This window comes from Pseudochelatococcus sp. G4_1912, from assembly GCF_047501465.1.
Classification (GTDB): domain Bacteria; phylum Pseudomonadota; class Alphaproteobacteria; order Rhizobiales; family Beijerinckiaceae; genus Pseudochelatococcus.
In genome coordinates, this window is sequence record NZ_JAZDRL010000001.1 from 1,463,071 (window position 1) to 1,488,003 (window position 24,933).

Genomic DNA, 24,933 nt, shown 5'->3' on the forward strand with positions numbered 1-24,933 from the left:
GGCGGGGAGATGGAGGCATTGGGCAGATGACATTTTGGGGAACAAGCATTGCTGCGGTAGGATTGATCGCAATGCTTTCCATGAATATCCAGGCTCATGCAGGCGACTATCAGCTCCAGCCCGAATTTGATGAAGCCGCTTCATCATCAAAAGCGCTAACCACGCCAATACACATGGAGCAGGAGATTGCGCATCATAGCGCTATCAGAATGTCATCCTTGGCTGATGAAGAGCTGCCGGACGCGCCCGATCTTGATGCGATCCCTTTTCTAGCTGCCCGTGACAGCGCCATATATGGACGCGTGGACGTGGGCTTTGGCGTGCCTTTTGCGCATGAGGCGCTGACGGCTAATGGACGTTTCAATCCGACATTATCGGGGCCCGCGCTTTACGGAGTAGGCTTAGGCTACAAACTAGGCCTCATGCTGCGTAGTGAGGTGACGGCCGAGTATCGTTCACGCTTGGCTGTGCAAACCGCAGATGGTATTCGCGCGCATACCTCTGCTGCCAATGTACTTGCGAACATTTATGCTGATATTGGCACCTGGTATGGTGTTACGCCCTATATCGGTGTGGGCGCGGGTGTCGGTTGGAGCGCATTGTCGATTGCTGGTGGGTTCAGGGATCAGGAGCGCATAGACTTCGTATGGGGAGTGATGGGCGGCTTTGGGGTGGAACTGACGCCGCAGGTGACATTCGACATCGGCTATCGCTATCTCGATACAGGCACGCAACATTCGCCTGTTCTTACTGTGCGCGAGAGTGGCGCGCATGATGTGCGCATTGGATTGCGTTGGCGTTTTGGTGATGCAACAGAGAGCGTCAATCTACCCTGACTCTGAGACATGAGTGGAATGCATTTGATATATTCACGATATTAGTAGTTTTCATCGAATGAGCTCAGCGGCAAGAATTTCTAGTATTATACATGTCGTATTAAAGTGATAGTGTGCGCCTCTTGAGTGAGGTGAGCTGCTCTCTTTGTGTGAGATTGAAATGTATCTGGCCAGTTCCAGGCATTGTGATTCCGCCTTGAGAAGATCGCTTTGATAGATGGAGATCGGGATATGTCGCAAGCAAACAATACGCTGATCGAGAAGATGGCGAATGTTACCCAGATTGCTGAATCGCAGCTCGCTATGGCGCAACGCCTGAGCAAAAGTTGGGCCGAGATCAATCAGACCATTGCCACCACTCAAACTGATGAGGCGATCGACCGTCTTGCGCGCCGTCAGAAAGCTTTAGAAGCCATCAATCCGCTTACAGTTGCAAGCGATTGGGGCAACTATCTCATGGATGCAGCTGAGCGCGCGATACTTTATCTCGATATCCTGCGTGAGCGTGGCAACAATTATGTTGCGCATGAAGCTGCTGGTATGCCGCCTGTGCTGGATTTTGAGTATGAGACCATTGTTGATGGTCGCACATTGGCGCGTCCCGTGAATTATTCGTTGCTGCGCATTCTGCCGCCTGCGGGGGTGACGGTAGATAATACGAAGCGGCCTTTTGTGGTGATCGATCCACGTGCCGGCCATGGCGCTGGCATTGGCGGCATGAAACCCGTTAGCCAGGTTGGTGTTGCGCTGAATGCGGGCCACCCGTGCTACTTCGTGGTGTTCCGCCCCAAGCCCGAACCCAGCCAGACAATTGCTGACGTGTGCGATGCGGAAGGGCTGTTTCTGCAAGAGATTACCGAGCGTCACCCAAAAGCGCCGCGTCCTGTTGTATTGGGCAATTGTCAGGGTGGTTGGGCCAGCATGCTGCTTGCATCGTCAAACCCGGATAAAACCGGAGCGGTTGCTATCAGTGGTGCGCCGCTGTCATACTGGTCGGGCACTGAGGGCAAGAGCCCTATGCGTTATTCTGCGGGCCTCTTTGGCGGCGCGACGCCTGCGCTTTTTTCGTCAGATCTTGGGAATGGCGTTTTTGATGGCTCCAGCCTTGTTACCAATTTTGAGAGCCTCAGCCCCGGTAATACCTGGTGGAAAAAGTATTATAACGTCTATTCCAAGGTAGATACCGAAGGTCCGCGTTTCCTTGAGTTTGAGCGTTGGTGGTCTGGCTTTTTCTTCATGAACGAGGCCGAAATCCGCTGGATTGTGGAGGAGCTGTTCATCGGTAACAAGCTTGGTACGGGTACATCCAAACTGGGCCATCGCAGCGTTGATTTACGCGATATTACCTGCCCAGTGATCGTATTTGCATCGATGGGCGATAACATCACGCCGCCGCAGCAGGCGCTGAACTGGATTGTTGATCTGTATGGTTCAACCGAAAATATCCGGGCGCGTGGCCAGCGCATTATTTACATCGTGCATAAGTCTATTGGGCATCTGGGTATTTTCGTCTCCGCTAAAGTCGCAGGGCGCGAGCATGGGGCAATTACTGGCCTGATCGAGGCAATCGAGGCGCTGGCACCGGGGCTTTATGAGCTTGTGCTTGAGGATGAGTCTGACCAATTGCAGGTCAGTTTGCAGCCGCGGACCATTGACGACATCAAGGCTATGGATGATGGGCATGAAGATGATGCCGCTTTTGCAGCAGTCGCGGCGTATTCTGAGTTGGGTGAAGAGCTGTATGAGCTGACGCTGCGCCCAATCATCCGCTCTATGGTAACCCCGCGCAGTGCTGACATGTATTTCAAATCAGCATCACCACGGGTTCAACGCGTTGCTTTCTCCGATCAAAACCCATTGATTGCTCCGATTGCAGGCGTTGCAGAACAGGTGCGAGAAAACCGCCATCCGGTGGGGCCGGAAAATCCCTTCTTTGCCTTGCAGAACGTTTGGGCGGATGCGGTCGAGAATTCTCTCGATCTCTTCCGCGATGTGCGTGATGCGTGGCGCGAGATGGCGTTCATGTCGATCTACAATACGCCATGGATGCAATATATTGGACAGGAGGCGCTGAAAAAGCGCGTTGCTTCCAGCGATTATGAAAGGGATGATCTGCGCACGCGTGAAGAAGTGCAGGCGATCCTTGAGCGCGTTGATGAGGGTGGGTTTGCGGAAGGCGTTGTGCGCATTCTGATCATCCTGGCGCAGGCGCGCGGTAACGTGCGGCGTACGCGTCTTGCCCGTTCGGCGCAAGTGCTGACGCAGACGCAGCCGTTCGATACATACAGCGAGCAGGCTCGTGCTCGCCTCATCCATGAGCAGAGCGTTATCGTTGAGCTTGAGCCCAAGCAAGCACTCGCAACCTTGCCTGATCTGCTGAAAAATCCGGCTGATCGCAAGCGCGCTATCGATCTTGCCGTGCAGATCGCAGGCCCGACGCGTGAGGAGATCGACCCCAACGCTCTTCTTAAGCTGCAGGAAATTGAAGCAACTCTGGCGGCAGCATCACGCAAGAAGCCTGTAGCTGTGGTTGCGGCGGAATAAGGGGCTGTTATCTGAGGAGGGCATCTGATGACGGAACACTTCACCGTTCGCAATACGATCTGGGATGAGCTGAAAGTCGGAGATGAAGCTTCGGTGCAGCGCACAGCGACTGCGCAGGATTTTTTTCTGTTTGCGCATGTCACGGGCAACATCAATCCGGCGAATTTACCAGGCAATGAGGAGGCGCCGCCATTGGCGCCTTCCATGTGGATTGGCTCGCTGATTTCAGCCGTGCTCGGCAATCGCTTGCCGGGACCGGGCACGTTATATCGGGTGCAGAACTTGACCTTTCATGAGCGTGTGCATTTGGGCGATACGCTGACGGCGTTCGTGCGTTGCACGGAGAAGCGCGAAAAGCCACGTGCGGTGTTTGAAACGCGGGTGACGAAAGGTGATGGGGTGCTGGTTGCTTCAGGCATCGCTGAAGTTGAGGTGCCGCTTAAAGTGATTGAAGCGGATACGCGTCAATTGCCGGAACTTATTCTCGACGAGCATGATCATTTCGGGCAACTCGTGACTTGCGCCGCGCACTTGCCGCCGATGCCAACGGTTGTCGTATCCCCAGATGATCGGAATTCACTCGGCGGAGCAGTTCTGTCGGCGATGAAGGGGCTGATTGTGCCCATTCTCGTAGGCGAGCGGGCTGCAATTGAAAATGCAGCCGTGGAGCTTGGCGTCGATATCAGCGGTTACCGGTTGGTTGAGGTCGAGGGGCACCATGCTGCGGCTGCCACGGCGGTTGCGCTCGTCAATGCTGGCGAAGCGCGCGCGATTATGAAGGGCAACATCCATTCAGATGAATTGCTCGGCCAGATTGTGAAAAAGGATGGCGGCCTGCGCGGGGCGCGTCGTATCAGCCACACCTTTGTGATGGACGTGCCAACGCTTGATCACCTGCTGTTCATTTCGGATGCTGCAATCAATATCGCGCCAGATCTTATGACCAAGGTCGATATCGTTCAGAACGCTATTGATCTTGCAATCGCCTGCGGCATCACGCAGCCGCGCGTTGGCGTGTTGTCGGCTGTTGAGACGGTGAACGTCAATATTCCTTCCACGCTGGATGCGGCTATCTTGTCCAAGATGGCTGAGCGTGGCCAGATCATCGGCGGCATCGTCGATGGGCCGCTCGCTATGGATAATGCCATTGATATGGAAGCAGCACGCACCAAGGGCATCACGTCGCTGGTGGCGGGGAAGGCTGAAATTCTTGTGGTGCCTAATCTTGAAGCGGGGAATATGCTGGCGAAGGAGCTTACCTTTGTCGCCCGCGCGGAAGCGGCCGGTCTTGTGCTTGGCGCCAAAGTTCCGGTGATGCTCACAAGCCGTGCGGATAACGATCGTGCACGTCTGGCATCTGCCGCGCTGGCTCAGCTTTATGATTATTGGCAGCGGACAGGGTCGGCATACATGCCTGCGACCTCACTCACGAGTGCTGCAAAGTAAAACCATGCGCTTTCTCAAGCGGCTCTGCCTTGTCGCGCCTCTATATTGCCTTGTTGAAGGATGGTCTCGATGTCCAAAACCCTGATCGTGCTGAACGCCGGATCGTCCTCTATCAAGTTCGTTGTATTCGACGTGACAGATGGCAAGCCCACAGCGCTGGCGACCGGGCAGATTGAAGGGCTTGGCGCCTCTGTAACACGTTTCAACGCGAAGGATGGCGAAGGGCAATCACTTGGCGAACGCGAATTCGATAAGGTATCAGGTGCGATCGCGACGCATGAGAATGCGGTTGATCTGATCCTCAACTGGATCGAAGAGACCTTGCCGGGCACAACTGTCGTGGCCGTTGGCCATAGGGTGGTGCATGGCGGTGTGCGCATCACCACGCCTGTGCTAATCACCGAAGAAATCATCGCAGAGCTTGAGACGCTGATACCATTGGCGCCGTTACATCAGCCGCATAATATCGCGGGCATTCGGGCAGCGCATGCGGCTTTTCCGGGGGTGCCGATGGTCGCGGTGTTTGATACCTCGTTCCACCGCAATCATCCGTTTGTGAACGATACCTTCGCCATTCCGCGTGAATATTATAATGAAGGCGTGCGCCGCTATGGGTTCCATGGTGTGTCGTATGAGTATGTCACCCGCCGGATGAAGCAGATTGCGCCGCTTGATGCGGAAGGGCGGGTTATTATTGCCCATCTTGGCAATGGTGCGTCGATGTGTGCTGTCCGTTATGGCCATTCCATCGCTTCCACCATGGGTTTTTCAGCGCTCGATGGGCTACCCATGGGTACGCGCTGCGGTAATCTTGATGCAGGCGTGCTGTTGTATTTGCTCGATCAGAAGGGGATGACGTCATCTGAAATCCGGCAATTGCTCTATACGAAATCAGGCTTGCTTGGGCTTTCAGGCATTTCGCAGGATATGCGCGAGCTGGAGGCATCGGACACCCGGGAAGCGCGTGAGGCAATCGATTATTTCGTGTTCCGCGTAAGACGTGAAGTTGGAGCGCTTGCAGCAACCCTTGATGGGCTGGATGCGGTTGTTTTCACCGGCGGGATTGGTGAGAACTCCTGGCGGGTGCGCGAACGTGTGCTGCAATCCATGCAGTGGATTGGCATTGATCTGGATGAAGAAGCCAATCATCGCAATGCAAGGCTCATATCCTCACCATTATCACGTGTGCGGGTGTATGTGATACGCACCAACGAAGGGCTGATGATTGCGGAGCATACGCTGGATCTGCTTGGGCTGGGGCAGGCGGCATAATTGCTTGCGGCTGCTTCAACGCAATTTTTCCAGTATCTGGCGTGCCTGCAAGCGATGTTCTGGCTTGATAGATCCCGCAACTGCTGCGATTGCAGCAGCCAACATAGCGATATCGTCCGAGAAGCCGAGCAGTGGCATGATATCCGGCAGGGCATCAATCGGCAGGATGAAATAGCCCAACGCACTCAGTAGAAGATAGCGCACGCGCGCAGGAGTTTGCGGATCCTTGGCGCACAGGAAGGCCGCGACAAGGTCCTCTGCAAATGGCAGTTTATGCACCACGCGTTTGAGCGCACCCCAGAATGACCCGGTGATGCTTTCCTCGTCGCGCGCAGCACGGCGCATGGCGTCCATCTCTTCGCGGGTTAATGGGCGCGCAAACGGTTCAACCATCTATCCACCTCCATATCAGCCGGCTTGACATGGGATCACAAACCGCGTCACGCAAGGTGAAGCTTTGCTATATATTCAGCCAGGAGCAGGAAGCGTGGCGATAAACTGCTCGACTGTCGGCAGAATTTGCTCCACCATCTTGCGCACACCTGCCTGATTGGGGTGAAGGCCATCAGGCATGATGAGCGCATTATCGCCCAGCACTCCCTCCATGAAGAACGGGTAAATCATCAGGCCATACTTCTGGCCTAGGTCCGTATAAATTTTTTCGAAGCGCTCCGCATAATCCTGCCCCAGATTAGGCGCGGCCCGCATGCCGGCAAGCAACACGGGTATATTGCGCGCCTTGAGGCGGGCAATCATCGTATCGAGCGCTTTTGCTGAAATGGCTGGATCAACGCCGCGCAGCATATCGTTTGCGCCAAGTTCCAGAATGACGGCATCCGTGCCATCTGGCACAGACCAATCGAGACGCGCGAGGCCCCCCGTTGTTGTATCGCCGGAAACGCCTGCGTTCGTGACAGATACGTTATGGCCTTTTTTCCGCAGAGCTGCCTCCAGAACCACCGGAAATGCTTGCTCAGATGGCAGGTTGTAGCCCGCAGTCAAGCTATCGCCGAATGCTACAATCCGCAGTGGTTTATCGGTGGCCGCTTGCGAAGATGCTGTGAAAATCATGCTGATGGCCCATACAATCGCAGTGAGTGCGAAAGCAAGACGCAAGGTTTGCGCCATAGGCTGATCACGATGATGTTTCTGTATCAAGTGCCTTATCACGCTAAACTCCCTTCTCGGTAGCGGGCGGGGGGCGTATGCTGTGCCTCTGCAACATGTTGATATCAGTTGAAGAAAGTAAAGCCCACTCATGATGAATGCTTCGACAACGAATGCATCCCCGCAAACTATTTCGCCTGACAATGAGGCATCGGTTGCTCCTGTTGATATGGTGCGCCTGCGCGCCGTTCGCTTGAGTCTCGGTCGCGGTGCGGCGCAAGTCGAGGCACTTAAAGGGGTGTCACTTGATGTTGCGCGTGGTGAGGCTGTTGGTCTTGTGGGGCCTTCGGGGTCGGGAAAATCCAGCCTGCTGATGACGCTCGCCGGGTTGGAGCAGGTGAATTCCGGCAGGGTGCTGATCAACGGCTTCGATATTACCGATCTGAATGAAGATATGCTGGCGAAGTTCCGTGGCAGGTATATCGGCATCGTATTTCAATCGTTCCACCTGGTGCCAACCATGACAGCGCTTGAGAATGTGGCGTTGCCGCTTGAGCTGGCAGATGCATCCGATGCATTTTCGCGCGCAAAGAGAGCGCTGGAGCGGGTTGGACTTGGTGGGCGGCTTGGCCATTATCCGGCACAATTATCGGGCGGAGAACAGCAGCGCGTAGCGATTGCGCGTGCGGTTGTGGGGCGTCCGCCTCTGATTGTGGCTGATGAGCCGACGGGTAATCTGGATGAAGATACCGGCAAGGATATCGTCGATCTTCTGTTTGCGCTCAAGCGTGATGAGGGGGCGACATTGGTGCTGGTTACGCATGATCCCGCCCTCGCGGCCCGCTGTGATCGTACTATACGCATGCGTTCGGGGTTGATTGAATCCGCCACGCTTGATGAGGCGAGCTAAGCCATGTTGGGACCGTTCAAATTGGTCTTGCGCCTCGCTTTGCGGGATATGCGTGGTGGGTTGCGTGGCTTTGGCATCTTTTTGGCATGCATTGCGCTAGGTGTCGCGGCAGTTGCGGGCGTTGGTTCGGTCGCGCGTTCCCTATCCGAGGGGCTGGCCCGAGAGGGGCGGATGATCCTTGGGGGGGACGTCTCGATTTCGCTTACACAACGCCCTGCGAATGAGAGGGAATTGGTGTTTTTGAAGGGGGAGGGAATTCTCTCTCACGTGACAGACCTGCGCGCTATGGCTGTTGCAGCAGATGGTGAGGCGTCGCTTGTCGAATTGAAATCGGTTGATGATGCTTATCCACTTCTGGGTACGCTCGATACCTCACCCGCGTTGACGCGTCAGGGGCTTTTGAATCCTTCCGGAGGGCGCTTTGGCGCGGTAGCGGACCCGGCCTTGCTGGCAAAACTCGGTATTGGCGTTGGTGATACGGTTCGGGTTGGGGCATTAACGCTTACAGTGCGTGCAGTGCTGGACTCAGAACCGGATAAAATTGCAGCAGGTATTGGCTTTGGACCGCGCTTGATGATTTCGCATGAAGCGTTGGTGCAGTCGGGCTTGCTGCAACCCGGCAGCATTGTGCGCCATTCCTATCGCATGTTGCTGCCAGGCGGCGAGGCAGATGAAAGGACACTGACGCGTTTCGAGGAGCGCGCTAAGGCTGCCTTTCCCGATGATGGTTGGCGCATTCGCAACCGTCTCAACGCTGCGCCTGCACTTCAGCGCAATATCGACCAGTTCACGCAGTATCTAACCCTTGTCGGCATGACGGCGCTGCTCGTTGGCGGTGTGGGGGTGGCTAATGCCGTGCGTGGGTTCGTTGATCGTCGGCGCACAACCATGGCAACGCTGAAGGCCGTTGGTGCTTCAGGTGGTACTGTTGTCGCGGTGGCGTTGACCGAAGTGATGATGATTGCCGGTCTTGGCATCATCGTGGGCCTCGCGCTGGGTGCGGCTATGCCGTTTGTGGTGGCGTGGGCGGGGCAGGGAGTGCTGCCGCTTCCCATCGAGCCGCGTCTTGCGCCTATCGAACTCGGGGCGGCTGCGCTTTATGGTGCGCTGACGGCATTGACATTCTCGATCTTGCCCGTTGGCCGCGCGCATGATGTGCCGGTGGCGGCACTATTTCGTGATCACATTGATGCAGCGGAGGCAAAGCCACGTCGGCGTTACCGCATTGCGGCCTTGCTCGCTGGTCTATCGCTGGTTTGGGTGGCGCTGGCATTGGCGCATAATCCGCGTGTGGCATTGGTGTTTCTGGTGGCGGCAGCGGGAGCGTTTCTGTTGCTGCGGCTGGTTGCCTATGGCTTGATGCGGGGTGCGCGTGCCCTGCCGCATATCGAGAGCCCAATCTGGCGGCTGGCACTTGCCAATCTGCATCGTCCCGGCGCGCTGACACCTGCGCTGGTGCTCTCACTGGGGCTTGGCATTACATTGATTGTGACGCTGGCCCTCGTTGATGCCAGCTTGCGACGTGAGCTGACGCGCTCTTTGCCTGAAAAGGCACCGGCTTTCTTTTTCCTGGATGTACAAGCGAGTGAGGCGCAAGCTTTCAACGCCTTTCTGAATGATTCCATACCGGGATCGGTAATTGATAGTGTGCCAATGATGCGCGGTCGCATTGTATCGTTAAAGGGCGTGCTTGCGCAGAATTATACCTCGCCGGAAGAGGTCGCATGGGTGCTGGAGGGGGATCGCGGCATTACCTTTGCTGATGCGCCGCCAGAAGGCAGCCAGCTGACAGCCGGCGAGTGGTGGCCACGCGATTATAAGGGGCCGCCTCTGGTGTCCTTCGATGCTGAGGTGGCGGAAAAGCTTGGTCTTTCTGTGGGCGATGCCTTGGTTGTTAATGTGCTGGGGCGTGAAATCCCGGCCACGATCGCCAATCTGCGGCGAATCGAATGGCGGACACTGGGCATCAATTTCGTGATGGTGTTTTCGCCAAATACATTCGCGGGGGCGCCTTATACGGTGCTGGCTACGTTAACAGAACCTGAGGGGGCGGATTCCGAGCAGAACCTAAGCCTCGTGCGCGACATTGCCGCAAAATTCCCCGCTGTAACCAGCGTGCGGGTGCGGGATGTATTGACGGCTGTCAATGAAATCGTGGGTCAGTTGGCTGTGGCTATTGTAGCTGCCAGCACGGTGGCGCTGCTGGCGAGTGCGCTTGTGCTTGGCGGTGCGCTTGCGGCATCCCACAGGTCTCGTCTTTATGATGCTGTGATCCTCAAAACGCTTGGTGCTACGCGTGAGCGCCTGTTGCGGGCTTATGTGCTTGAGTATGGCCTGCTGGCCCTGGCGTCTGCCTTTGTGGGCTTTATTGCTGGTAGCGTGGCGGCTGTTGTTATTACGACGCAGGTTATGCGCTTGCCGCTAAGCTATGTGCCGGGTCCAGCGCTGCTATCGGCAGTGATTGCGGTTATAATCGCCATTGGGTTGGCGTTGGCGGGCACGTGGCAGATCCTTGCGCAGAAACCAGCACCTTATTTGCGTGAAAGATGAGTGCGCATAAACATGCTGTAATCTCAAATGTCTTGTATGATTCTCTAATGCAGACCATATTACGGGAAAGGTTCGCTGAAGGGCTTTTCCGAGTCCTGTACATGCGGCGATAAGTTTTTATTTCGGGAGAGGGTATCATGTCGGATTGGAACCGCAACGCACCAGCCTACGGGCAGGACGCGACTCGCGCTGGTAGCGCTGAGCTTGATCAGGGTTTGCGCGCTTTCATGCTCGGCGTTTACAACAACATGGTGTTGGGCCTTGCTATTACAGGTTTGGCCGCGCTTGGCATTTTCATGGCTGCAACGACGAGTGATCAAGCAACGGCTGTAGCGTCTGTCGGTGGTGGTCTCTACCTGACCCAGTTTGGTTATGCACTGTTTGCATCACCGCTGAAGTGGGTGGTTATTCTTGCCCCGCTCGCGATGGTATTCTTCATCAGCTTCCGCATCGAGAAGTTGCAGGCAGGCACAGCGCGCATGCTGTTTCTGGCCTATGCGGCGTTGATGGGAGTATCGATCTCGTCGATTTTCCTTATCTACACACAGGCTTCTATCGTACAGGTGTTTTTCGTAACGGCTGCAGCTTTTGGTGCTCTCAGCCTCTATGGTTATACCACGAAGCGTAACCTGTCGGCGATGGGGTCATTCCTGATCATGGGTCTTTTTGGCCTGATTATCGCTTCGCTGGTGAATCTGTTCCTGCAATCGAGCGGGTTTCAATTCGTGATCTCGGTGCTTGGCGTGCTGATCTTCGCCGGCCTGACGGCTTGGGATACGCAGCGCATCAAGGAAATGTACTACGCGCTCGATGGTGGTGAAGTTGCGGCGAAAAAGTCAGTGCTGGGCGCGCTCAGCCTTTATCTGAACTTCATCAACATGTTCATGTTCCTGCTGCAACTCTTTGGCCAGCAGCGCAGCAACTAAGGCATTTTGCGGTAATTTCGCTGATGCATGAAAAAAGCCCCGGTGGAAACATCGGGGCTTGTTGCATTTGAAGCTCATGATGGTTGTGCATTTTATCGCACGATTTTTAATGGTCGATCCAAAACAGCCAGTACGCGGGCAAGATCGCTGCCGCGCTTGAGAATCAGGCCTGAAGCCGCAACTGCTGCATACTCGCCCTGTTTGCGCGCAAGGCGCGGGGTTTTTTCGATGCGGTAGAGGGGCACTTCGGATGAACGACGAAATACCGAAAAGATAGCCTGATCACGCAAGAAATCGAGTGCATAGTCACGCCATTCACCCGAGGCCACCTTGCGGCCATAAAGCCCGAAAATCACACGTAATTCTGACTGGTTGAACGTGACAGGCCCTGCCTGCGCAGGTGAAGGCAAGTGTGCTTTTGCAGCAATGGGAATGATTTTAGCGGGCGATTTGTGACCGCTGTCAGGGGCTGCAGACTGATCATTTGATGGGCGCAGGCCGACAGGCGGCAACCTATTATTCCAGTTCGTGGGGGATATATCCTCGCGTGACTGCGCCCGAACGCTGTGCTCTGGATCTTCGCTTCCAGCTTCGCTCAACCGGCTTCTCCTGTGTCACAGGTTGCTGTCGCAATATGGTTATGATGACCGCCCTGGAGCCTGGATGCAAGCTTAAAGCGTTGACTAAACGCATCGGATGCTTGCGTGCAAGCACTCAGGTGCCCTGATAACGCCCAGCAGCGAACGCGTGATTGCCGCGATAATGCCCCATTGGTTAGACATCATACCCACGTCATCCAGATGGCCTGTCAGTTCATGATACCGAATTTATAGAGCCCCCCAGCCCCCTCGGTATCGCTGAATTTCAGACCATCTGGATGCATTTTCTTTTTAAATAGTTCTCCGCCCATTTCATGTCATTGCGCTTTCTTCACCTGTGCTGTATGCGGCACGGGCGCATGCGTGCATCATGGGCGCTGCTATTGGGAAATCCTTAAAAGATTCTCTGCCAATGGTTGGGTTCATCACCGAAAAACAGGTGAAAATGCTTGGATTTTATGCTCTGCAATAAGAAATGCAGCAGAGTGCTTTTAATCTAGGCAGGGTGTGGCAGAATGCGGCCGCGCAATGATGGCAATAATGTCATCAGCGTGTAGGAAACGTCTGCTGTCGAGAAGCGACGGCGGGGTATCGGGAGGAAGTTGTGACGGAAGCGGGCTTGATCGCGCGGGTCGCGAACGGGTTGTCTGAGCGGGGTGCTGCGGCGCCAGGCTGGTTTGTAGAGGCGCTCTTGGGGCAGGTAGCGGCGGAGGATCTAACCGTCTACCCGGAGGTGTTTCTGGAAACACTGGTCGAGGCTGCCTACGCGCACCTTAACAAGGCGCGTCGGCGTGGCTCTCCCAGCATCCAGCTCACTGATCACATAACCGGGACGGGCAGCGATGCGCGCCAGATCACGGTTGTTGAAATCGTCAATGACAATATGCCCTTCCTGGTGGACTCCACCCTTGCGGCGATTGTTGCTCTTGGCTTTGACACGCAGCTGGTTGCCCATCCCATTCTCGATGTAGAGCGCGATGGTGCAGACAACGTCAAGGCTGTTTTGGGTGAGGCGGGGCCGGATGAACCGCGGACCGGAGCTGGTCGCGAGAGTCTTATCCACTTGCATTTACCGCAACTTGATGATGCCGCCGATCGCGCACGGCTCGTTGAAGAACTAACGCGCGTTTACGCCGATGTTGCCAGCGCGGTGACCGATTGGCCCGTGATGCGTGCACGCGTCATCGAAGCGCTGACGAGCCTGCGCGAAAACCCGCCACCACTGCCGGAAGCGACGGTGAGTGAGGCGGTTGCATTCCTGCAATGGCTGGCTGACGATAATTTCACGATTCTGGGTATCCGCGAGTATCGCTATACGGCAGATACGGCTTCCGACCCTGTTGAAGGCACTGGCCTGGGCATCTTGAGCGATCCATCTGTGCGCATCTTGCGCCGTGGTAGTGAGCTTGTGGTGATGACGCCGGAAATCCGCGCCTTCCTGCAGCAGCCAGTGGCGCTGATCACTGCGAAAGCCAATGTGAAGTCACGCGTGCATCGCCGTGCGCACCTCGATTATGTTGGCGTCAAGCTATTTGATAATTCGGGTGAAGTTGTCGGTGAGCTGCGCATTGCTGGTCTTTATACGAGCAACGTTTATACGCAATCAACAGCTGAGATCCCTTACCTGCGCCAGAAAGTGGCAGAGGTTGTGCGTCGGGCTGAGTTCGATCCAGCCAGCTATTCAGGCCGTGCACTGACGCATATTCTGGAAGATTATCCGCGGGATGAGCTGTTCCAGATTGATGTTGATACGCTTTACCAGTTCGCACATGATATTCTGCAGTTGACGGAACGCCCGCGTGTGCGTGTGCTATCGCGTGCGGATGAATTTGGCCGGTTTGTATCCGTTCTCGTTTATCTGCCAAAGGATCGCTACGACACTGATGTTCAGAGTGAGATCGGTGCGTTTCTTGCGCGGCTTTATCAGGGTCGTCTGTCGGCGGTATATCCTTCTTATCCGTCAGGGCCGCTTGCGCGTCTTCACTACATTATTGGCCGCGATGAAGGCACCACGCCTGTTATCGAGCGCTCAACGCTGGAAACAGGCATCAGCAGCCTCATTCGTAACTGGAGTGATGCACTAAGCCAGGCATTTGCTCGGCATGTTGGTGGCGACAAGGGGCGTGAACTTGCAGCAACCTATGGTGCAGCATTCGGTGGCGCTTATCGTGACGCCTTCTCTGGTGATGCGGTCATTGAAGATATTGGCGTTATCGAAGCGCTAGGTCCTGATCATCCACGCGCGGTGAAGCTGTACCGTCGTGAGGGCGATCCTGAATCTCGGGCAGCGTTGAAAGTCTTTTCGCGTTCGGCACCTACGCCTTTGTCAGAGCGCGTACCGCTGCTTGAAAAGCTTGGCTTTAAGGTCGTAAACGAACGCACCTATCGCGTGACGCCGCGCGGGGCAGAGCCAGAAGGCCGCGTGTGGTTGCATGACATGTCGCTGGAGCGTGCAGCGGGTGGTGTGATCAATATTGATCGCGCCAAGCCTGATCTTGAGGATGCGCTGATTGCATTGTTCGAGGGTGCAGCTGAATCTGATGGTTTCAACGCCCTTGTGCTTGAAGCCTCGCTCAACTGGCGTGATGTGGCGAATCTACGTGCTTATGGGCGCTATTTGCAGCAAATTGGCGTGCCATATGATCAGGAATATCTGGCGCAAACGCTGGTGCATCATCCTGAGATCACCACGCGTATTGTGTCCTTGATCGCGGCGCGTTTCGATCCCGACTTCACGGGCGATCGTGCCGAGCGTGAGATCCAGGTGCGTGAGGATATTGAAGCGCGTCTGCAGGCGGTTTCCAGCCTTGATGAGGATCGCATTCTGCGCCGCTTCGTCAATCTGATTGAGGCGACTTTGCGCACGAACATCTTCCAGCGTGATGCTGAAGGAAATGCGCGCGATACGATTTCGTTCAAATTTGAGTGTGCGAAGGTAGAGGGCCTGCCAAAGCCTGCACCACTGTTCGAAATCTTTGTCTATTCACCACGGGTTGAAGGCGTGCATCTACGCTTTGGTCGTGTGGCGCGTGGCGGTCTTCGTTGGTCTGATCGTCCGCAGGATTTCCGCACCGAGGTGCTGGGTCTTGTAAAAGCGCAGCAGGTCAAGAACTCGGTGATCGTGCCGGTTGGTGCCAAGGGCGGCTTTGTGCCCAAGCGCTTGCCACCAGTATCGGATCGGGCAGCATGGCAGGCAGAAGGGCGCGGCGCTTATCGCGTGTTCATCTCCAGTCTGCTGGACCTGACGGATAATCGCAAGGGTGCGGAAATCGTTCCGCCTGCGCGTACGGTGCGTCACGATGGCGATGATCCATATCTGGTTGTAGCAGCCGATAAGGGAACTGCGACGTTCTCGGATCTTGCTAACGAGATTTCGCTTGAGCACGGCCACTGGCTTGGCGACGCTTTCGCTTCCGGCGGTGGTAACGGTTATGACCACAAAGGCATGGGCATCACCGCCCGGGGCGCTTGGGAAGCAGTCAAGCGTCACTTCCGCGAGGTCGATATTGATATCCAGATGACGCCGGTAACGGTGGCGGGTGTGGGCGATATGTCGGGCGACGTGTTCGGTAACGGCATGCTGCTATCGAAGGCGCTGAAAGTTATTGCTGCGTTCGATCACCGCGACATCTTCCTTGATCCGGATCCAGATCCGGCAACGGCGTGGGCAGAGCGCAAGCGTTTGTTTGATCTGCCGCGCTCCAGCTGGCAAGATTATGATAAGGCGCTGATCTCCACAGGTGGTGGTGTGTTCTCGCGTTCAGCGAAGACCATTCCGCTATCAGAACAGGTGCGCGTGCGACTTGGCACAACGCGCACGGAGATGACGCCGCAGGAGCTGATGACGGCGATCTTGACCGCGCCGGTTGATCTGCTTTGGTTTGGCGGTATCGGCACCTATATTCGTGGTGCATCAGAAACAGATGATCGCGTGGGGGATCGTGCGAATGATGCCATCCGCATTACCGGCAATCAGGTGCGGGCACGCGTTATCGGAGAGGGCGCTAATCTGGGTATGACGCAGCAGGGCCGTATTGAGGCTGCACGTAAGGGCGTGCATCTCAACACCGATGCTATCGACAACTCAGCCGGTGTGAATACATCTGACGTGGAGGTTAACCTCAAGATCGCGCTGGCTATTCCAGAGCATGACGGGCGTCTAACCGAAGCTGATCGTAATGCCTTGCTGGCAGCAATGACGCCGGAAGTTGCCAAGCTTGTGCTGGTCACCAACTATGATCAATCGCGTGCAATTTCACTGGTTGAAATGCGCGGGGCTGAAGAAATCGGCTATGCGCGGCGCTTTATTCAGGTGCTTGAGGCCGCTGGTCGGCTTGATCGGGCGATTGAGTACTTGCCCGATGATGCTGAGCTGACAGCGCGCGAGAAGCGCGGGGAGGGGCTCACGCGCCCTGAAATTGCGGTTCTACTCGCGTATGCCAAGCTCTCGCTGTATGACGCCATTCTGGAATCATCCGTGCCGGATGATCCATATGTGGCGCGTGAGCTATCGCATTATTTCCCGAAAGTGTTGAGCGAGCGCTTCCCTGATGCCATCGCTCAACACCGGTTGCGCCGGGAGATCATCGCAACACGCCTGTCGAATGCGATCATCAATCAGGCAGGCCCTGCGATCGTAACAAAGATCGCTGACCAGACGGGTGCAAGCGCGCAGACCTTGGCTGCAGCGTTTATCGCGGTGTGGGCATCGTTTGGTCTGGCGGATGTCGTTGCATCAATTGATGCATTGGATATGCGCATTGGCGCCCAGGCTGGGCAGCTGAGCGGCGCAACGCAGCTTTCGCTTTATGCGGAAGTGCAGGATGCTCTGATCGATCGTCTCGTATGGTTCAGCCGCAACGTAGACTTCGCTTCTGAAAGCATCGAAGCCGTTGTTTCACGCTTCCATGCTGGCGTGCGGGAAGTTGGCGATGTTCTTGATCGGGCTGTGGCTAACCCTGTGCGCGATGCCCGCATTGAAGAGCTGCGTGCGTTGAACGTGCCCGATAGCGTTGCCAGCCAACTGGTGCGCTTGTCCGCATTGGTTGAGACACCCGATGTTGTGCGCGTTGCTGCTAAGGCAGGGCGCGCTGTGGGTGAAGTGGCGGAAATCCACTTTGCGCTTGAAGATGTCTTTGGGTTCAAGGAGCTGGTGGAGGCTGGTGGCGATATCAACCTGACCGATTATTATGATCGGTTGGCGCTTGATCGTGCTGTTACTGCACTTGCCGATGCACATGGCAAGCTTACGGCGGAGGTTATTGCTTCCGGCCAAGGGCTTGGCAAGCAGGCCGTGGACAACTGGGCAAACGTTCGGGATGACGATGTCGCGCGGATCCGCAAAGCGGTGGGCGATATCCGGGCATCTGGTTTGACGCTGTCGAAGATTACCGTTGCAGCAAGCCTCGTGGGAGATCTGGCGCGCGGCTAAGTGCGCGTCAAATTTCAGACCAGGAACCCATAAAATTGAGCACGCGCTTCCTTCAGGGGGCGCGTGCTTTTTTGTGTCCGGCGTTTGGGCCAATTATTTCTTGAGCTTGAAGCGTTTGGAATATAAAAGAGAAGATATGCGTTCTGATTTTTATCCAGAATAGTTTCAGGACGTATGGGTTTTTCGCAGATTAACGTAGCGCCAAGGACGTTGAATTGGAAAAAAACACAGATATCGCAACGCCGTATTACCTTATAGATAAAGAAAAACTTCTTCGTAATCTGGAGGTAATAGCCAGTATACGCGAGCAGTCCGGAGCAAAAGCTTTGCTGGCTCTGAAATGTTTCGCGACTTGGTCTGTGTTCGATCTGATGAGCCAATACATGGATGGCACGACCTCATCATCGTTGTATGAGGTGAAGCTTGGCCGGCAGAAATTTGGCGGTGAAACCCATGCTTATAGCGTGGCATATGCCGAGCATGAAATCGACGACGTGCTGGCGCAGGCCGACAAGATCATCTTCAATTCTGTTGGGCAGCTAAGCCGTTTTGGCGAGCGCGCAAAGGCGCTTGGTGTGGCGCGGGGGCTGCGGATTAATCCGGGTATCAGCAGTTCGGATTTTCTGCTGGCTGATCCGGCGAGGCCATTCAGCCGCTTGGGTGAATGGGATGATGAGAAAATTGAAGCAGTCATCGATCAAGTGTCTGGCGTTATGCTTCATAACAATTGTGAGAACAGCGATTTTGCCCTTTTCGATGCGTTGCTGTCGCAGATCGAAGCGCGTTTTGGCGCGAAGCTGCAGCGCCTTGATTGGGTGAGCCTTGGCGGTGGCATTCACTTTACGGGTGACGGTTATCCTGTTGCCGCATTTGCAGATCGCCTAAAGGCCTTCTCGGATCGCCATGGCGTGCAAGTTTATCTGGAGCCGGGCGAAGCTGCGATCACCAATAGCACCACGCTGGAAGTGAGTGTGCTGGATACGCTCTTCAACGGGAAAAACCTTGCTATTGTTGATAGCTCGATAGAAGCGCATATGCTTGATCTGCTGATTTATCGCCTCAATGCCAAAATGAAACCTAATGCGGGTAAGCACGATTATATGGTGTGTGGCAAATCATGCCTTGCTGGCGATATATTCGGTGAGTTCACGTTCGATCAGCCACTCAAGGCTGGTGACCGGCTATCATTCGAGGATGCAGCTGGATATACGATGGTGAAAAAGAACTGGTTTAATGGCGTCAAGATGCCATCTATTGCTATTCGCCAGTTGGATGGCAATATTGATGTGGTCAAGGAATTTTCTTTTGACGATTACGTTAATAGCCTTTCATGAAAGCGCACTGAACTGAGTGAGTGCTTTAAGGCTGGTTGTTCATTGTTTCCCCCAAACATGGAGCCTCCCGCGTGAAATGAAAAAAAACGTCCTCATTATTGGTGCTGGCGGTGTAGCACAGGTCGTGGCCCACAAGGCGGCGCAACACAACGATGTTCTTGGTGATCTCCATATTGCCTCACGCACAATCGATAAATGTGAAGGCATTATTGCAAGCGTGGTGAAAAGAGGCAGCCTGAAAGTGCCAGGCAGATTGCAGGCGCACCAGCTGGATGCATTCGATATTGAGGCGACAAAGATGCTGATCCGCGAGACTGGCGCGCAGATTGTCATTAATGTCGGATCGGCCTTCATCAACATGTCGGTATTGCGGGCAGCGATTGATACCGGTGTGGCTTATATCGATACGGCGATCCATGAGGATCCGGCCAAGATTTGTGAGACGCCGCCCTGGTATGCCAATTATGAGTGGCATCATCGCCAGGAATGCGCCGATAAGGGAATCACGGCGATTCATGGTGCAGGATTTGATCCAGGTGTTGTTAATGCTTATGCCGCGCTTGCGGTGCAGGATTACTTCGATCACGTAGACTCGATTGATATCATTGATATCAATCAGGGTAATCATGGGCGCTATTTCGCGACCAATTTTGACCCCGAAATTAATTTCCGCGAATTCACGGGGCAGGTTTACTCATGGCAGAACGGTGCGTGGCAGACGAACGAGATGTTCGAAGTCAGTCGCAGTGATGATTTGCCGGTTGTCGGTAGACAGACAAGTTATCTGTCTGGGCATGATGAGCTTCATTCGCTATCTCGCAATCTGCCAGTAAAGAATATTCGTTTCTGGATGGGTTTTGGGGAGCATTACATCAACGTTTTTACTGTCCTGAAAAATCTTGGTCTGCTCTCGGAGCAGCCAGTGAAGACAGCGGAAGGATTTGAGGTTGTGCCGCTAAAGGTGGTGAAGGCAGTGCTGCCGGATCCGGCTTCGCTCGCGCCTGATTACACTGGTAAAACCTGCATTGGGAACCTCATCAAAGGCATCAAGGGTGGCGTTCCGCGTGAGGTGTTTATCTACCAGATAAGTGATCATAAGGCCGCGTTTGAAGAGGTTGGTAGTCAGGCTATTTCATATACGGCCGGTGTGCCGGCGGTGGCGGCTGCGATGCTTATTGCTTCTGGAGAATGGGATGTGCGTCGCCAGGTGAATGTTGAGGAATTGCCGCCGCATCCCTTCCTCGATTTGCTCAACCGCATTGGCTTACCATCTCGCATTCGCGATGAAAAAGGCGATAGGCCACTTGCTTTTGCAGTGACTGAAGATGGGCATTGGCGAACGCAGGATAAGAATTGAAAGACGCATTAGCGCATTTTTGAAGCAACAGGTTGCGGGATAAATTTACGCCTAGTGCGGTAATTTTATCTCGGTTTGGCGCGGTAGAAATTTCAGAATAGAAACTGTATGGCAATCTAATTCTATTTGAGGATTGTTACGGTTTCTATTCACTCGCTGTCTAAACATAACATGCGCGCAGTGGAAAGCGCGCATGATGCTGCTTATCGCAACAACAATCTTGCCAACACCGAAGCGGCAGAATGATGCGTGCTTGTTGGTTTATTTAACCAACGAATGCTGCAATCACGAGTGCATTAACAAGGTCAATGAAAAAGCCACAGACAAGAGGCACTACGATGAAGGCACGGTGAGCTGCGCCGTGTTGCTGGGTTACTGCGGTCATATTAGCAATTGCGGTTGCAGTAGAGCCCAGGGTGATGCCGCCAAAACCCGCTGAAATCACACTCGCTTCATAATCACGTCCCATGATCGGGAACACAATGTAGACGATGAAAACGATGCTCAGGATAACCTGAATAACAAGCGTCGTGATGATAAAGCTGAAAATGCCTGATAATTCCCATAATTGCAGGCCCATGAGTGCCATGGTCAGAAAAAGCCCAAGTGAAATGTCGGAGATTAACGACAAACCCTGCCGGGTTCCTGGCCAGTACCGCATCACCGTTTTGCCGCCAGCAAGCGGTGTCAGATTACGTACTGCGATGCCTGCAACGAGACACGCAACGAATGTCGGCAGCATAATGCCTGTTTCATCAATCAGTGCATCAAGGCCAGTGCCTAGCAGCACTGTAACATTCAGGATAAAAATCGCCCATAATACGCAAAAGTAATTGAGGCCGGTGGTCTGCCCTTCATGGGTGGCGCCAATGTCCAGCTCTGTGATGCCAGATGGCGTTATCGAGTGACGGCGCATCAGATAAGCAGAGATCGGCCCGCCAATGACGCAGGCCGCAATCAGGCCCACTGTATTGCTGGCGATGCCAAGTTCAGCTGCATTCGAAATGCCCATGTCAACAAAAATGGGCGCCCATGCCAATGTTGTACCAAGACCACCTGTAAGCGAAATCGAACCAACCATCAGGCCCGCTTTGGGATCCAGCCCAAATGCTGAAGCAAGACCTATCCCTGCGAAATTCTGACCTACCATAAACGTTGTGGCTAAAATCAGTAAAATAATAAGAGGTTTACCCCCGCGAAGAAGCGTTCGCACATCTGATTTTAGGCCAATACCTGCAAAAAACAGAAGTAACAAAAAGTTACGAACATCCAGGTCAAAAGAGATAAGGTGGTCAAATAAGAAATAAACCAGTGAAACGACTCCCGCGCACAGGAACCCGCCAATAACTGGCTCGGGTATGCTGTATTTGCGCAGCGTGTATGAGTTCATTGTTATGATTTTCCCCATCATTAGCAATAAGATTGCTAATGTGAAGGAAACAAAATCGTTCACTGATGTCATTTATTTATTTTTACTTATGTTTTTCTGATTTTGTTGGCATTTTGGCTTTATGGAGGCGAAAGCTACACCGTTGTTAATGAGATAACAATGATTCTTTTTAGCCTGGATCAGCATGGCATTAGAGGGTTCTAAAACAACTAGAATTTTGATTATGTGACGTATTTTTAAGCTTTATTATGTAAAAGAATAATAATTCCAAAATGATGATTGCAAGCAACACAGTCAAAAATGTTGATACTCCTTGCTGTTTCCCTCTTTCAAGTTGTTACGTATGGGGATAAATGCATATCAAATCAATTCAGCGGATTGCTTGCTACTTATAAGCTATCCTGGAATGATTTTTAACTGTGCTTGTGTGTCATACAATGCGTATATATGGCTGCATGATATGACTTATATTTCTTTTTGATCTGCCTATTCTTTGTATTTGCTCCAGTCTTCTCTGGTCAATCAGGAGTGGTGGAAGATTTCATGGTTACCGATGTCTACGGGGTGGGCGACGACGGTGGCCGATAACGAAGCGATGCAAACGACATGCACGTCAACGTAGCCACGTCATCTGACATGGAGGCGAGACGGCTTTCGGCATCACGGTATCGGACGGTGTTGGAAGGAAATCAGAAATGGCACCAATAAGCTTGAGAGATGGGGCGGCGACAGCCCTGGTGCTCTTGTTTTCGGTAACCGCAAGCGCTGCTTACGCGCAAAATCGCCCTGTGCAAAATGAGACGGTGAACGCGGATCTACCCCTGACAGGGGATGAACTGCTGTTGGATGAAGTCGTGGTTATGTCTGCGCGTGAGCAGCTTAATCAGGCGCCGGGTGTGTCAATTGTGACGCAAGAGGATCTCCAACGTCATCCGGCTGTCAATGATCTCTCTGATGCAATCCGTCGCCAGCCGGGTGTCAACCTCACTGGCAACACGCCCAATGGGCAGCGTGGCAACAATCGACAGATCGATATTCGCGGTATGGGGCCTGAGAACACCCTTATTCTTATTGACGGAAAGCCTGTGTTCTCAAGAAATTCCGTGCGTATGCGCCGTGGTGGTGAGCGCGATACGCGTGGGGATTCGAACTGGGTGCCAGCAGAACTTGTAGACCGGATCGAGGTATTGCGCGGCCCCGCTGCTGCTCGGTATGGCTCTGGTTCTGCGGGTGGTGTGGTCAACATCATTACCAAGCGGCCGGAAAAATTTGCGCTGAGTGCCACGAGCTTCGCCAATGTGCCTGAGAGCGACAAGGAAGGACGCACTTTCCGCTCTACAGTGCTGATGGGCGGGCCGATTGATGAGCGGTTTTCGTATCGCTTGTCGGGTAATTACAATCATACTGGCGCTGATGCTGTTGATATCAATGAGGCCGCGACGCCGCTAAATCCTGACGGGACGCGCCAGAATGTGGCTGCTGGCAACGAAGGTGTCGTCAATACCGATCTGCGAGGCTTGCTGTCATGGAAGCTTGACGAGGCGCATGTTCTTGACTTTGAGGCGGCCTGGAGCCAGCAGCGGAATATCTATGCAGGCGATGCCTTGTTCCAGAGCGTTTTTGCTAACGCCCTTAATCAGGAGCTCGCTGAGGGCGGCAATGAAACCAACCGTGTAACCCGCTCCACGCTTTCCGCAACCCATCGTGGTAAGTGGGATTTTGGCACCTCTAATAGCTATATTCAGTGGGAGAACACACAGAACAAAAGGCTTGGCGAAGGCAATGCCGGTGCTGGCGAGGGCATGATCAACAGTCGTTATGCCAAGGACCGTAAAACCATTACACTCGACAATCTCGCAGCCAAGAGCGAATGGAACTTCCCGTTGACAGTGATTGTGCCCCAGACGCTGACTTTGGGGGCAGAATTCCGCGGTGAATGGATGGACGATGAAACCATTCAGGATGGCAATGCCTTTGATAATGCAGGAAGATTTGGGGTTGCGAGCGCAGCAAACCGCAATCCTCTAAGCCAATCAATGCTGCTTGGCCTTTATGTTGAAGACAATATTCTGGTTACGGACAAGTTTATTCTGACGCCAGGGCTGCGTTTCGATCATCACTCGCAATCGGGCAATAACTGGAGCCCCAGCCTCAATGCCTCCTATGCCTTGACTGATGAAGTGACGTTAAAGGCAGGTGTTGCGAGGGCATTTAAGGCGCCTAACCTTTTCCAGATGAACCCGAATTACCTCTATAACTCACGTGGTAACGGTTGTCCCTATACATATGGCGGGTCATGCTATGTGATTGGCAATGCCAATCTGGAGGCAGAAACCAGCATCAATAAGGAAATCGGCATCAATTATACCAATGATGCCGGTTGGAACGCAGGCATTACGTATTTCCATAACGACTATAAGGACCGTATCACTGCAGGCACTACGCCGATTGGCCGGAATGGTACGACCTTCGTTTATCAATGGGAGAACGTGCCAAAGGCAGTGATTTCGGGCCTCGAAGGCAACCTGCGTGTTCCACTGCATGAAAAGGTGACATGGAATACCAATGCGACTTACATGATCGAATCCAAAGACAAGACCACGAATGAGCCGTTGTCTCTGGTGCCTGAATATACCATCAACTCCAACCTTGAATGGCAGGCCACCAAGGAGCTGCAGCTCAATCTTGGTGTGACGCACTACGGCAAGATCGAGGCGCCCCAGTTGAATTACGCAACGCAAAGGGCGGCCGCCAATACCCGGTCGCGTTCGCCATATACGCTTGTAAACCTTGGTGCGCGCTATGAGTTCAACGAGAATCTGCGCCTGCTAGCTGGCGTCAATAATATCTTCAACAAAAGCATCAAGCGTGAAGGTGCTGCAAACAATGCCGGTGCAAACACGTTCAACGAGCCAGGACGTGCTTATTACATCTCCCTAACCGGTTCCTTCTAGAATGGATTGATTTTCGCGTCATGGTGGCCTGCAATTGCTGCTTTTCTGCGCTTCCAGTGCTCGCGTGCTTATGTACGCTGCGCGCTGGTTCTCGACAGGTAACAATTTCGGCTCACCCTGATGCGGATCTCAACACATTTTGCGGTTCTTTTTCTGCACGGTTGTATGTGTGCTTGGGGGTAAAGCCGTGCGGCTTTGTGTGCTATTCTTAAAAGATATTCTGTCTAGCAGCTTGTAAAAAATCAATTTTTGCGCTTCCATGTAAGCCTTGCAATAT

The 24,933-nt window shown here is 53.9% G+C and carries 15 protein-coding genes; 11 read left to right on the forward strand and 4 right to left on the reverse strand.

All coding sequences use genetic code 11. The annotated features are described in order from the left end of the window. Positions 1–26: 26 nt before the first annotated feature. From VRZ32_RS06595 to VRZ32_RS06610, 4 genes are all read left to right on the forward strand, one after another. Positions 27–836: an outer membrane protein gene (locus VRZ32_RS06595; protein WP_414524877.1), complete on the forward strand. Its 810-nt coding sequence runs from the start codon at positions 27–29 to the stop codon at positions 834–836. Between the two features lie 231 nt (positions 837–1,067). After that, a complete protein-coding gene (locus VRZ32_RS06600) occupies positions 1,068–3,380 on the forward strand; it encodes a DUF3141 domain-containing protein (protein WP_414524878.1) in 2,313 nt (770 codons plus the stop codon). A 27-nt stretch (positions 3,381–3,407) separates the two neighbouring features. Beyond that, complete coding sequence (locus tag VRZ32_RS06605; protein WP_414524879.1) at positions 3,408–4,826, forward strand: bifunctional enoyl-CoA hydratase/phosphate acetyltransferase; 1,419 nt, start codon at positions 3,408–3,410, stop codon at positions 4,824–4,826. A 69-nt stretch (positions 4,827–4,895) separates the two neighbouring features. Then, the gene (locus VRZ32_RS06610; protein WP_414524880.1) at positions 4,896–6,098 is read left to right on the forward strand and encodes an acetate/propionate family kinase; all 1,203 of its coding nucleotides are present in this window, start codon (positions 4,896–4,898) and stop codon (positions 6,096–6,098) included. 15 nt (positions 6,099–6,113) lie between these two features. On the opposite strand, the gene VRZ32_RS06615 is transcribed toward VRZ32_RS06610, so the two are convergent. Further along, on the reverse strand, positions 6,114–6,491 hold the full coding sequence (locus VRZ32_RS06615) for a YkvA family protein (protein ID WP_414524881.1): 378 nt from the start codon (positions 6,489–6,491) through the stop codon (positions 6,114–6,116). Positions 6,492–6,566: 75 nt separating this feature from the next. Then, positions 6,567–7,226, reverse strand: a complete 660-nt coding sequence (locus VRZ32_RS06620) for an arylesterase (protein WP_414525065.1) — start codon at positions 7,224–7,226, stop codon at positions 6,567–6,569. A gap of 208 nt (positions 7,227–7,434) precedes the next feature. On the opposite strand from VRZ32_RS06620, the gene VRZ32_RS06625 reads away from it, so the two are divergent. The 3 genes from VRZ32_RS06625 to VRZ32_RS06635 all read left to right on the forward strand — a co-directional run bounded on the left by VRZ32_RS06625 (position 7,435) and on the right by VRZ32_RS06635 (position 11,591). After that, complete coding sequence (locus tag VRZ32_RS06625) at positions 7,435–8,115, forward strand: ABC transporter ATP-binding protein (protein WP_414525066.1); 681 nt, start codon at positions 7,435–7,437, stop codon at positions 8,113–8,115. A 3-nt stretch (positions 8,116–8,118) separates the two neighbouring features. Next, entirely contained in the window at positions 8,119–10,665 is a 2,547-nt protein-coding gene (locus tag VRZ32_RS06630; RefSeq protein ID WP_414524882.1) for an ABC transporter permease, read from the forward strand. 137 nt (positions 10,666–10,802) lie between these two features. Then, positions 10,803–11,591, forward strand: coding sequence for a Bax inhibitor-1/YccA family protein (locus VRZ32_RS06635; protein ID WP_414524883.1), 789 nt, complete (start codon positions 10,803–10,805; stop codon positions 11,589–11,591). A 92-nt stretch (positions 11,592–11,683) separates the two neighbouring features. On the opposite strand, the gene VRZ32_RS06640 is transcribed toward VRZ32_RS06635, so the two are convergent. Then, positions 11,684–12,028 carry a DUF2794 domain-containing protein gene (locus VRZ32_RS06640; protein WP_414525067.1) on the reverse strand — a complete coding sequence of 115 codons (345 nt, stop codon included), beginning with the start codon at positions 12,026–12,028 and terminating at the stop codon, positions 11,684–11,686. A gap of 766 nt (positions 12,029–12,794) precedes the next feature. Here VRZ32_RS06640 and VRZ32_RS06645 point away from each other — a divergent pair. From VRZ32_RS06645 to VRZ32_RS06655, 3 genes are all read left to right on the forward strand, one after another. Beyond that, positions 12,795–17,621: an NAD-glutamate dehydrogenase gene (locus VRZ32_RS06645; RefSeq protein WP_414524884.1), complete on the forward strand. Its 4,827-nt coding sequence runs from the start codon at positions 12,795–12,797 to the stop codon at positions 17,619–17,621. A gap of 233 nt (positions 17,622–17,854) precedes the next feature. Next, on the forward strand, positions 17,855–18,955 hold the full coding sequence (gene nspC / locus VRZ32_RS06650) for a carboxynorspermidine decarboxylase (RefSeq protein WP_414525068.1): 1,101 nt from the start codon (positions 17,855–17,857) through the stop codon (positions 18,953–18,955). A 76-nt stretch (positions 18,956–19,031) separates the two neighbouring features. Beyond that, positions 19,032–20,312 (forward strand): saccharopine dehydrogenase family protein, encoded by a 1,281-nt coding sequence (locus VRZ32_RS06655; RefSeq protein WP_414524885.1) that lies wholly within the window; start codon positions 19,032–19,034, stop codon positions 20,310–20,312. A 265-nt stretch (positions 20,313–20,577) separates the two neighbouring features. Here VRZ32_RS06655 and gltS read toward each other — a convergent pair whose 3' ends face one another. Further along, positions 20,578–21,774, reverse strand: a complete 1,197-nt coding sequence (gltS, locus tag VRZ32_RS06660) for a sodium/glutamate symporter (RefSeq protein WP_414524886.1) — start codon at positions 21,772–21,774, stop codon at positions 20,578–20,580. 623 nt (positions 21,775–22,397) lie between these two features. Here gltS and VRZ32_RS06665 point away from each other — a divergent pair. Continuing rightward, entirely contained in the window at positions 22,398–24,656 is a 2,259-nt protein-coding gene (locus VRZ32_RS06665; RefSeq protein WP_414524887.1) for a FepA family TonB-dependent siderophore receptor, read from the forward strand. Positions 24,657–24,933: the final 277 nt, after the last annotated feature.

Coding starts and splice junctions, on each gene's coding strand:
- VRZ32_RS06615 (WP_414524881.1), bottom strand. CDS start 6,491: ATGGTTGAACCGTTTGCGCGCCCATTAACCCGCGAAGAGATGGACGCC.
- VRZ32_RS06630 (WP_414524882.1), top strand. CDS start 8,119: ATGTTGGGACCGTTCAAATTGGTCTTGCGCCTCGCTTTGCGGGATATG.
- VRZ32_RS06600 (WP_414524878.1), top strand. CDS start 1,068: ATGTCGCAAGCAAACAATACGCTGATCGAGAAGATGGCGAATGTTACC.
- VRZ32_RS06595 (WP_414524877.1), top strand. CDS start 27: ATGACATTTTGGGGAACAAGCATTGCTGCGGTAGGATTGATCGCAATG.
- VRZ32_RS06610 (WP_414524880.1), top strand. CDS start 4,896: ATGTCCAAAACCCTGATCGTGCTGAACGCCGGATCGTCCTCTATCAAG.
- VRZ32_RS06635 (WP_414524883.1), top strand. CDS start 10,803: ATGTCGGATTGGAACCGCAACGCACCAGCCTACGGGCAGGACGCGACT.
- VRZ32_RS06655 (WP_414524885.1), top strand. CDS start 19,032: ATGAAAAAAAACGTCCTCATTATTGGTGCTGGCGGTGTAGCACAGGTC.
- gltS (WP_414524886.1), bottom strand. CDS start 21,774: ATGACATCAGTGAACGATTTTGTTTCCTTCACATTAGCAATCTTATTG.
- VRZ32_RS06620 (WP_414525065.1), bottom strand. CDS start 7,226: ATGGCGCAAACCTTGCGTCTTGCTTTCGCACTCACTGCGATTGTATGG.
- VRZ32_RS06625 (WP_414525066.1), top strand. CDS start 7,435: ATGGTGCGCCTGCGCGCCGTTCGCTTGAGTCTCGGTCGCGGTGCGGCG.
- VRZ32_RS06605 (WP_414524879.1), top strand. CDS start 3,408: ATGACGGAACACTTCACCGTTCGCAATACGATCTGGGATGAGCTGAAA.
- VRZ32_RS06665 (WP_414524887.1), top strand. CDS start 22,398: ATGGCACCAATAAGCTTGAGAGATGGGGCGGCGACAGCCCTGGTGCTC.